This window comes from Achromobacter sp. Marseille-Q0513, assembly GCF_018195695.1.
Classification (GTDB): domain Bacteria; phylum Pseudomonadota; class Gammaproteobacteria; order Burkholderiales; family Burkholderiaceae_B; genus Achromobacter.
The window spans coordinates 1-324 of sequence record NZ_JAGTJY010000662.1 but is presented as its reverse complement, the minus strand read 5'-3'; the positions used below and the strand labels follow the sequence as shown (position 1 = coordinate 324).

Annotated in this window: 1 protein-coding gene; it reads right to left on the bottom strand. The window is 51.5% G+C overall.

From position 1 onward, the window contains the following. Positions 1–55: 55 nt before the first annotated feature. Positions 56–324, bottom strand: a 269-nt coding sequence (locus KDH83_RS32205) for a hypothetical protein (RefSeq protein ID WP_212323285.1), incomplete at its 5' end; no start/stop codon positions are given.

Genomic DNA, 324 nt, shown 5'->3' with positions numbered 1-324 from the left:
CTATTACTTTATATACCCTAGTTCATATGACCAATAATCTTCGTTATTTTTTTTTTTAAAAATAACGCGCGCCCACCAACATCCCAAAAGGGGGTTCCGGCCGCCGGGTCAATGTGTTAAAAAGAGCAAGAAGTTGGCCCACCCCCCCCGTTATCAGGGAATAGCCCGCCACGACCATCACGGCCAGAACACTCGCCGCAACCGCCAATATCAAAGCGCCAATGAGCCCGAACGCCCGAAGGGGCTGAACCAAGAGCGCGAAGGCGGTAGCCAAGGCCAAAATCAGGCAAAGACGCCACTCATAGTCGCTCAAGCTGATGATGT